5 protein-coding genes and 1 pseudogene are annotated in these 8,717 nt (G+C 71.4%); 3 read left to right on the top strand and 3 right to left on the bottom strand.

The annotated features are described in order from the left end of the window. The 3 genes and pseudogenes from NBW84_RS19580 to NBW84_RS19570 form a co-directional block, all read left to right on the top strand. Positions 1-377, top strand: a pseudogene (locus NBW84_RS19580) (mycofactocin-associated electron transfer flavoprotein beta subunit); the annotation flags it as partial. Between the two features lie 121 nt (positions 378-498). After that, positions 499-1,512 (top strand): NADP-dependent oxidoreductase, encoded by a 1,014-nt coding sequence (locus NBW84_RS19575; RefSeq protein WP_250286234.1) that lies wholly within the window; start codon positions 499-501, stop codon positions 1,510-1,512. A gap of 548 nt (positions 1,513-2,060) precedes the next feature. Next, positions 2,061-3,311, top strand: coding sequence for a cytochrome P450 (locus NBW84_RS19570; RefSeq protein WP_250286236.1), 1,251 nt, complete (start codon positions 2,061-2,063; stop codon positions 3,309-3,311). 21 nt (positions 3,312-3,332) lie between these two features. Here the strand turns inward: NBW84_RS19570 and fxsT are convergent, their stop codons facing one another. From fxsT to efeB, 3 genes are all read right to left on the bottom strand, one after another. Beyond that, a complete protein-coding gene (fxsT, locus tag NBW84_RS19565) occupies positions 3,333-5,894 on the bottom strand; it encodes an FxSxx-COOH system tetratricopeptide repeat protein (protein ID WP_250286232.1) in 2,562 nt (853 codons plus the stop codon). A gap of 812 nt (positions 5,895-6,706) precedes the next feature. After that, positions 6,707-7,207 (bottom strand): GNAT family N-acetyltransferase, encoded by a 501-nt coding sequence (locus NBW84_RS19560; RefSeq protein WP_250291347.1) that lies wholly within the window; start codon positions 7,205-7,207, stop codon positions 6,707-6,709. Between the two features lie 220 nt (positions 7,208-7,427). Beyond that, a partial coding sequence (gene efeB / locus NBW84_RS19555) for an iron uptake transporter deferrochelatase/peroxidase subunit (RefSeq protein ID WP_250286228.1) occupies positions 7,428-8,717 on the bottom strand: 1,290 nt, incomplete at its 5' end.

Raw genomic sequence — 8,717 nt, 5'->3', positions numbered from 1 at the left:
GGGTACGCCCGCCGGCGGTGTGCTCGGTCGAGGGCGCCGGCGTCCGGCTGCGGCGGGCGTCCCTGCCGGCGGCCCTGGCGGCACAGCGCGCCGGGATACCCGTGCTGGACGCGGCAGCCGTCGCCGCGGCCGCCGACGGCGACCTGGCGGCTGCCGTCACGGTCCGTTCGGCGGGTCCGTTCCGGCCGCGGACCAGGGTCGTCCCGCCGCCGTCGGGCACCCCCCGGCAGCGTCTGATGGAGCTGACCGGTGTGCTGGCCGCGCACGAACCGCCCACCATCGTCGGCCCCGTGGACGCCGCCGACGCGGCCGACGCACTGCTGGCCTTCCTGGAACGCAACGGCTACCTCGCCGAGCGGCCCCCCGCCGGGCCGTAGCCGCGCTACCGTCGGCGGTGGCTGCCCGGCATCCGGCATCCGGCATCCGGCATCCGCCGTACCAGGGCTGCCCCTACCGAGGCTGCCGTACCGAGCGCCGTCGTCCCGTGGAGGGTGGACCTTGAAGGCCGTCAACCGGCAGATCCGTCTCGCGGCCCGTCCGGTGGGCCTGCCCGCCCCCGGAGACTGGGAGCAGGTCGAGACAGCGGTCCCCGCCCCCGGCGAGGGTGAGTTCCTCGTCGAGATCAGCTATCTCTCCCTCGACCCGGCCATGCGGGGCTGGATGAACCAGGCGCGCTCCTATGTCCCGCCGGTGCCGCTGGGGGAGGTCATGCGCGCCTATGCGGCCGGCCGCGTCGTCGCCTCCAACCATCCCGGGTTCGCCGTGGGCGACCATGTCACCGGGCCGTTCGGGGTCCAGGAGTACGCGCTCTGCGACGGCCGGGGCGTTGCCACGGTCGACCCCGGCCGGGCGCCGCTGCCGACCTACCTCGGCGCGCTCGGGATGCCGGGCCTGACCGCCTACTTCGGGCTGCTCGACGTCGGGCGTCCCCGGCCGGGCGACACCGTGGTGGTCTCGGGGGCCGCCGGCGCCGTCGGCAGCGTGGTGGGCCAGATCGCCAGACGGCTGGGATGCCGTGTCATCGGTATCGCCGGTGGCGCGCGCAAGTGCGGCTGGCTGGTCGACGAGCTCGGTTTCGACGCGGCCATCGACTACAAGGAGCAGGATGTCGAGAACGCGCTGCGCACGCACGCGCCGGACGGCGTCGACATCTACTTCGACAACGTCGGCGGCGACATCCTCGACGCCGTCCTCACCCACCTCGCCCGCGGCGCGCGGGTGGTCATCTGCGGCGCCATCTCGCAGTACAACGCGACCACACAGGTCAGCGGGCCGCGCAACTACCGGTGGCTGCTGATCCAGCGCGCGTCCATGACGGGGATGCTCGTCTCCGACTACGCCGACCGCTATCCGGCGGCAACGGCGGAGCTGGCCACCTGGCTGGCGGACGGTTCGCTGCGGGCGCGTGAGGACATCCTCCCCGGCGGGATCGGACGTTTCCCGGAGGCGCTGCTCCTGCTCTTCTCCGGCGGCAACACCGGCAAACTCGTCCTCGAGATCGCCGGCTCCTGACACTCCTGGCCCCGCGCTCCGGGTCTGTGCCGCGTTCACCGACACCCGACACCCGACACCCGTCGGCCGTAGGTGAAAACCGCTGCCATGACGACGAAATCCACCTACAAGCGTGCAGGCCGTAGGTAGAAAGCGTTGTGATAACAGCGGTTGTGACCTACGGCTGCGAGGGACGGGCAGGCATGGGGGCACATCCGCTGTAGCACCGGATCCTGACGGCCGCCGGCGGTACGGCCGGTACCCGGCACCGGCCGGCCCATCGGAAAATCGGAAATCACGATCGGCCGATACGGAACACTTTTCCGCCGGTTTCTTCCAGTGTTCTTGGCGGATGGTTTATGGTCTGTTCACTACCCGGACGACAGGTTCCGATGGAATTCGGGAAGGTTTCGATGCGGACGCGGGGAAACCCCGTGCCCCGGAATTTCTGGCGACCGGGGCGTGGCGCACGGGCCGTCATCTTCCGGGAGGAGCCGAACGTGGATCCCAGCGCTGGGCCGACTATCACGCGTGACGTCACCGGGGCCACCCCCACCGGCGGGAAGCCCGTGGTCGGAGTACCTGTGGCCAGGGAGCCCGCGGCCGGGGATTCCGCCGTTGGGCAGGCGGTGCTCGACGCCTTCGCCCCCGAGTGGCGGCATGACCCGTACCCGAGCTACGAGATACTGCGCGCGGCCGGCCCGTTCCCACCGGGACCGCTCGGCCTGCGCCTGGTCCCGCGGTACGCCGACTGCAACGCCGTCCTGCAGAACCCGGTGTGGAGCCATGCGGAGGAGCCCGAGCTGCTGCATCCGGGCAGTGACATCCTGGACCTGCCCGCGTCGTTCCTGTGGATGGAGCCGCCGGACCACACCCGGCTGCGTGGGCTGGTCAGCAAGGCGTTCACGCTCCGCACGATCGAGCGCCTGCGACCCCGCGTGGAGCAGGTCGTCGACGAGCTGATCGACCAGGCGGTGGCCGCCGGTGAGGTCGACCTGATCGAGGCGCTGGCCTACCCCCTGCCACTGACCATGATCTGCGAGCTGCTCGGGGTTCCCACCGAAGACCACCCGGCCGTCCGGCGGATGTCCGCGGGGATCGCCCGTGGCCTGGATCCGGACGTGCTGCTCACGCCGGAGGAGGTCGCCGCCCGCACCGACGCGGCCCGGGAGTTCATCGAGTTCTTCGGCGCTCTGATCGCGCGGCGCCGGGCCCAGCCACAGGACGATCTGATCAGCGCTCTCGCCGCGGTCGAGGCGGCCGGTGACCGGCTCACCGCCCACGAGATGCTCGCCACGTTGGTGGTGCTGGTCGTGGCCGGTCACGAGACGACGGTGAACCTGGTGGGCAACGGGGTGCTCGCCCTGCTGCGCAACCCGGACCAGTTCGCGTTGCTGCGCGGCACCCCCGACCTCGCCGCACCCGCGGTGGACGAACTGTTGCGCTACGACGCCCCGTCACAGCTGACCACCCGGGTCGCGACACGGGAGATCGAACTGTCCGGGCACACCTTCGCGCCCGGTGACAGTGTCATGGTGATGTTCGGGTCGGCGAACAGGGACACGGATGCCTTCGACGAACCGGATCGGCTGGACCTGACCCGTTACACGGGCCGCAACAGCGTGAACCGGCACATGTCGTTCGGCATCGGCCTGCACTACTGCATCGGCGCGCCACTCGTCCGGCTGGAAATGGAGGTCGCGCTGCGGGCGCTGGCGGGTCGGGCAGCGACGATCGAACTGCTCGCCGATCCTCCCGTCTACCGGCCCAATCTCGTGGTGCGCGGCATGACCGAGCTGCCCGTGCGCCTCACCGGCTGACCCTGGTGCGGCTCTGGCCCGTCACAGCGCAGGCTGTCTGCCGGGCAGGGTGTGCCGCTTGTGGAGCTGCGTCCGCAGCTGTTCCGCCCCGGCTGTGTCGCCGAGCTCCCACAGGTCGGCTGCGAGGTTGCTCATCGAGCGCAGGGTGGCCGGGTGGTCGTCGCCGAACAGCTGGCGGTGGCGGCGCAGGGTGTCCTCGTCCAGGTCCCGTGCCGCGGCCACGTCGCCCAGCAGGCGCAGATCCTCGGCGAGGTTGTTCGCCGAGGCCAGGGTGTCGGGGTGGCTGTCGCCGGACAGCTGGCGGTGGCGGCGCAGGGTGTCCTCGTCCAGGTCCCGTGCCGCGGCTGCCTCGCCCAGTACGCGCAGATCCTCGGCGAGGTTGTTCGCCGAGGCCAGGGTGTCGGGGTGGCTGTCGCCGAACAGCTGGCGGCGGCGGCGCAGGGTGTCCTCGTCCAGGTCCCGTGCCGCGGCCACCTCGCCCAGCAGGCGTAGCTCGATGGCGAGGTTGCTTGCCGAGCGCAGCGTGTCGGGGTGGTCACGGCCGGACAGCTGGCGGCGGCGCAGGGTGTCCTCGTCCAGGTTGCGTGCCGCGGCCACGTCGCCCAGCAGGCGTAGATCGATGGCGAGGTTGTTCGCCGAGGCCAGGGTGTCGGGGTGGTTGTCGCCGGACAGCTGGCGGCGGCGGCGCAGGGTGTCCTCGTCCAGGCTTCGTGCCGCGGCCACGTCGCCCAGTACGCGCAGATCCTCGGCGAGGTTGTTCGCCGCGGACAGGGTGTCGGGATGGTCGAGGCCGAGATGGCGGGCCCAGCTCCGGTGGACTTGCTGATGGTGGCTGTGGGCCGCGTGCGGGTCCCCCCGCACCCGCAGGTACCAGCCGGTCTCCAGCAGCAGTCTGCGTGCCTCCGGACCGATGTCCTCAGCCGGATCCTCCGGATACAGGGCGGGTGCGGTCAGCGCATGCGGCGCCAGCACGGCCCACACGGGCCAGCTGTCGGGATCCTCGGTGCCGGGAGGGGCTGCGGCGACCAGCAGGCGGCGGGCTGCTGCCGCGTACCGCCGCCGGTCCCGCGTCAGGCGGGTGCGGGTGACCTCCTGGACCAGGCGGTGTACGCGGATGGCGTCACCGTCACGGGTGACCAGGGAGTAGCCCAGCAGCGCGGTCACTGCCTGTGGCACCTGTCGGCCGGCGAGACCGGACTGCCGCTGCCACCTGCGGCCGACCGGCTGGGTGAGCAGCGTCAGCGGGATCGGCTCCGGGCCGAGGAACGCCGCGAGCCCGAGGAGCCTCACCGCCGCCGGGCTCTCGGTGGCCAGCCGCTGAAGCGACAGCGACCAGGCTGCGTCGACACTGCCGCCATAGACCAGATCCTGCCCTTCCGCCAACAGCCGGTGCCGCCGGGCGCGAAACGTGGCCAGATAACCGGCCGGGGTTTCCCCGCTCTTCTCCAGGTAGGCGGCGGCCTGCCCTACCGCCAGCGGCAGATCCCCCAGCAGGTTGGCCAGCTCGTGGGCGGTGGGCCCGTCGATGTCGGGTACCAGCTGACGGAGCAGGGCGGTCGTCTCGGAACGGCTGAGCACGTCGACCGGAATCCGGGTCGCCAGCGGCGTCCATACCGGGCTGCGTGAGGTGACCAGCACATGCCCGCCCCGGGCGGTGTCCGGCAGCCACTCGCGCACCTCTTCGGCGGACTGGGCGTTATCGAAGATCAGCAGCCAGTCGCCGGTGACGCTCAACCGGTCCAGCACCGCAGCCGCGTCCTCGGCGGCCCGCCCGCTCACCGGCAGCTCAAGCCGCGGCGCCAGCGCGGCCAGCTGCCCGCTCACCAGAACGGGCTGTTCCGCGTCGATCCACCACGCCCACCGGTAGACGTCCGCGTACCGGTGGGCGTACTCGACTGCCAGCTGGGTCTTCCCGACTCCGCCCAGGCCGTACAGCGCCGCCGCGCCCGCCGCCCGGGAGCCCACGGGGCCGGTGACCGCGACCCGGCCGGTGCCGGCCAGCTGCTCGGCTATCTGCTCGAGCAGAGCGTCGCGGCCGGTGAAGAACCGCAGCCGGACGGGAATGTTCCAGACGACCGGCAGCCGGCCGGGAAATCCTGGCTCGGGCCGGCCCGGGAAGGCGGGCGTGGCTGTCGGTTTTCCCCGCTCGTCGCGGACAGCGGCCAGCAGCCGTTGGGTGGCGAGCGTGGCATCCGTCGCGAACAGGTCCACGACGACCCGCTGGGCCAACAGGCCCGGCGGTTTGCAGTCCTCCACCCGTAGCATCAGCAGTCTGCGTTGCCGGCCGCTCGGGTCCGCGTCCAATGCGGCCTGCCATTCAGGGGCAACGTGCTCCGAGGCCAGATAGGCGGCGGAGAGCACCGAAATCGTGCGGGCTGAAAGCTGGGTGGCCCGATGCTTCTCGGCGATGAGGTTGGATCCGGGGACAAAATCCCACGGCTGCACCAGCACGCGGTACCCGACGGCCTCGAGCTGCCAGGCGATCCACTCTGCCCATTCGCGGTCCGCGGAGACGTGGGAGACGAAGAAATCCACCGCGCCCGCGCCGTCCTCCCCGGCCGGAGAGGGTGTGTCCTGCCGCATCGCCCAACCCCCAGTCTGTCGGACGCGGAACGTGGGTATGCATACACCGTGGGTCGTCGTGCGGGCGAGATGTATCGGGTATCCGACGATATCCGCGGCCACGGCCCGCGGGGAGCGCACCGGCCGGACGGCGACAGCCGACCGGCTGGCTGTCAGTAGTACTATTTGTCCCTTTTGTGGGCATTTATAATCCAGGAATCCGGGTTGACGGAGCGGGATTGTCGTCGACTGGACGGCGCGCGGATATAGCTTGGCCGTCAACGCCGATATATGCTGCGCCTGATCGCTGGAGCTCTCCTGGAGAGGACGTCGTCAGTGAAACTCTGGAAGCGGTTCAGGGCGGGTGGCAGAAGCTCCGATGGCAGTGGCTCCTCGAGGACCGAGACTCCGAGGACATCTCGGCCGAGCGGCTACAGCTCGGAAAACCAGGACACGAACGGCCCCCGTTCTGCTGGCCGCAGCTCGAGAGGATATGGTTCCGGCGGTTCCGGCGGTTCCGGCTCGTACGGCGGGGGCTCGAGTCGCAGCGGAGGTTGCTGAGCTCTGATCCACCGTTCAGATTTTTTGTGGTCCTCCTGGTCGCCGGAGCTTGCCGAGCTTCATTCCGGTGTTTTTTGTGGCCAATTTGTGACCTGGCGGCATCAAGCAGCCGGTGCGTCAGCTCCGACCATTGGACACAGTCCCCAGACATAAGCTTTAGCGGCTCTTCATGTCTGGGCAGGGTGGTGTTCTCCCGGGACTGCCGACCGTGACCTGGGCATGGTGGCTGTTCGCGGTGGCTGTTCGCAGTGGCCGCCGGGTGGCGCTGGTGGTCAGGGTGTGCCGAGTGCGGTGAGCCGGTCGCCGGTGAGGACGTGGCCGACCCACTCCGGCTGGGGGCGGGCGCCGAGGGAGCCGTAGAAGTCGAGGGCGGGCGTGTTCCAGTCGAGCACCGCCCAGTTGAGCCGGGCGTACCCCCGTTCGACGCAGTGCCGGGCCAGCGTGGCCACCAGCGCGCGGCCGTAGCCCTGGCCGCGCTGGTCCTCGCGGACGAACAGGTCCTCCAGGTAGATGCCGTGCCGACCGGTCCAGGTGGAGTAGTTCAGGAACCAGACCGCGATGCCGACGATCTCACCGTCCCGTTCGACGACATGGGCGGACACCGCCGGCGCCGGGCCGAACAGCGCCACGTGCAGGTCGTCGGCTGTCGTCCGCACCGCGTCGGGCTCCCGCTCGTAGCGGGCCAGCCCTCTGACACAGTCGAGGATGCCCCCGGCATCACCCGGCCGGGCCGGGCGAAGGACGGCCCCGTCTGCCAACGACAACGTCTCCATGAGCCGAATCGTAGTGAGGCCTGGGTGCGGAATGATCCGCGCCCGGACTCGCCGGACCCGGCCCGGGTCCGGACCAGAACGGACATGTGGGTGGGACGGCGAGCCGTGGCGGCCGCGGGCCGGGTGGGCAGGATGCGGCTCCCCTGGAGCATATCCGCCCCGGGACCATGCCAGGTCACCTCGGTTGCCGTGGTCACCACGCGGCCAATCGCCGCGGCCGTCAGGCCAGCAGGGTGCGGCCGAGGTGGTCGGTGGAGTCGCGGACGCCCGGCAGGACGAAGAAGTAGCCGCCGCCGGTGGGGCTGATGTAGTCGACCAGCGGCTCGTCGATGAGCCGGGTCTGGGTCACCTCGAACTGCCGGGCGATGTCCTGCTGGTAGCAGCAGAAGAGCAGGCCCATGTCCAGGTTGCCGTTGGCGTCGATGCCCCGGTCGTAGTTGTAGCCGCGGCGCAGGATGCGGGAGCTGTCCGTGTCCGGCGTGCGCGGGTTGGACAGCCGGATGTGCGCGTCGAGCGGGATGATGCCGCCGTCGGGGTCGCGGGTGTAGTCCGGGATGTCGGCCTCCGCGGCGCCGTCCAGCGGGGCCCCGGTGTCCCGGCGCCGGCCGATCATCATCTCCTGCTCGTTGAGCGAGACCCGGTCCCAGAACTCCACCAGCATGCGGATGATACGGATGACCTGGTAGGAGCCGCCCTCGGTCCAGGCGGGCTCGGCCGAGGCGGGCCCGTCGCCGCCGTGCACCCAGACCAGCCGGTCCATCTCGGCGGCGGAGGTGACGTCCGGGTTGGCGGTGCCGTCCTTGAAGCCGAGCATGTTGCGCTGGGCTCCCGACGGCCGGGGCGGGTTCTGGAAGCCGTCGACGCGCCAGCGCAGCTGCATGCCGCCGCGGGTGTGCCGGGCGATGTCCCGCAGCGCGTGCAGGACCGTGTCGCGGCTGTGCGCGCACAGCTGCAGGCTGAGGTCGCCGTGGCAGTGCGCCGGGTCCAGCGCGTCGTTGGGGAAGGTGCGCATCGGGGTGAGCCGCCGCGGCCTGCGGCCGGCCAGGCCGAACCGGTCGTCGAAGAGGGAGGCGCCCACCCCGACGGTGACGGTCAGCGCGTCCGGCGGCACCACCGGCCCGAGGATGCCGCTGTCGGACGGCGGGGCGGTCGTCCCGAGATCGACCGGCTCGCCACCGGAGGTCAAGAAGCGTGCACGTTCGGTGATTGCCCTGAACAGCTCGGTCAGCCCGGCGTGGTCTGTGGCGATCACGTCGAAGGAGGCGAACGTCGCCGCCGCCGGCGCCGGGGTGAGGATGCCGGCCTGGTGGGTCCCGTGGAAGGCGACCGTCCGGCCCGGATCCCCGTCACGGGTGGTGTTCTGGTCGTCGCCGGTGGTCGTCGCGAGCGCGGTGCCGCCGGCGCCCACCGCGGCCCCGGCGGCCAGCGCCCCGGCCAGGAAGGACCTGCGCCCGAGCGCGGCGCCGAACGGCCCGCCGCGGCGCCGGGAGGCTGCCGGGACGTCGTGCTC

The sequence above is a fragment of the Protofrankia sp. CiP1_Cm_nod2 genome, from assembly GCF_920664355.1.
Taxonomy (GTDB): domain Bacteria; phylum Actinomycetota; class Actinomycetes; order Frankiales; family Frankiaceae; genus Protofrankia.
This window is presented reverse-complemented; position numbering and strand designations above follow the sequence as displayed.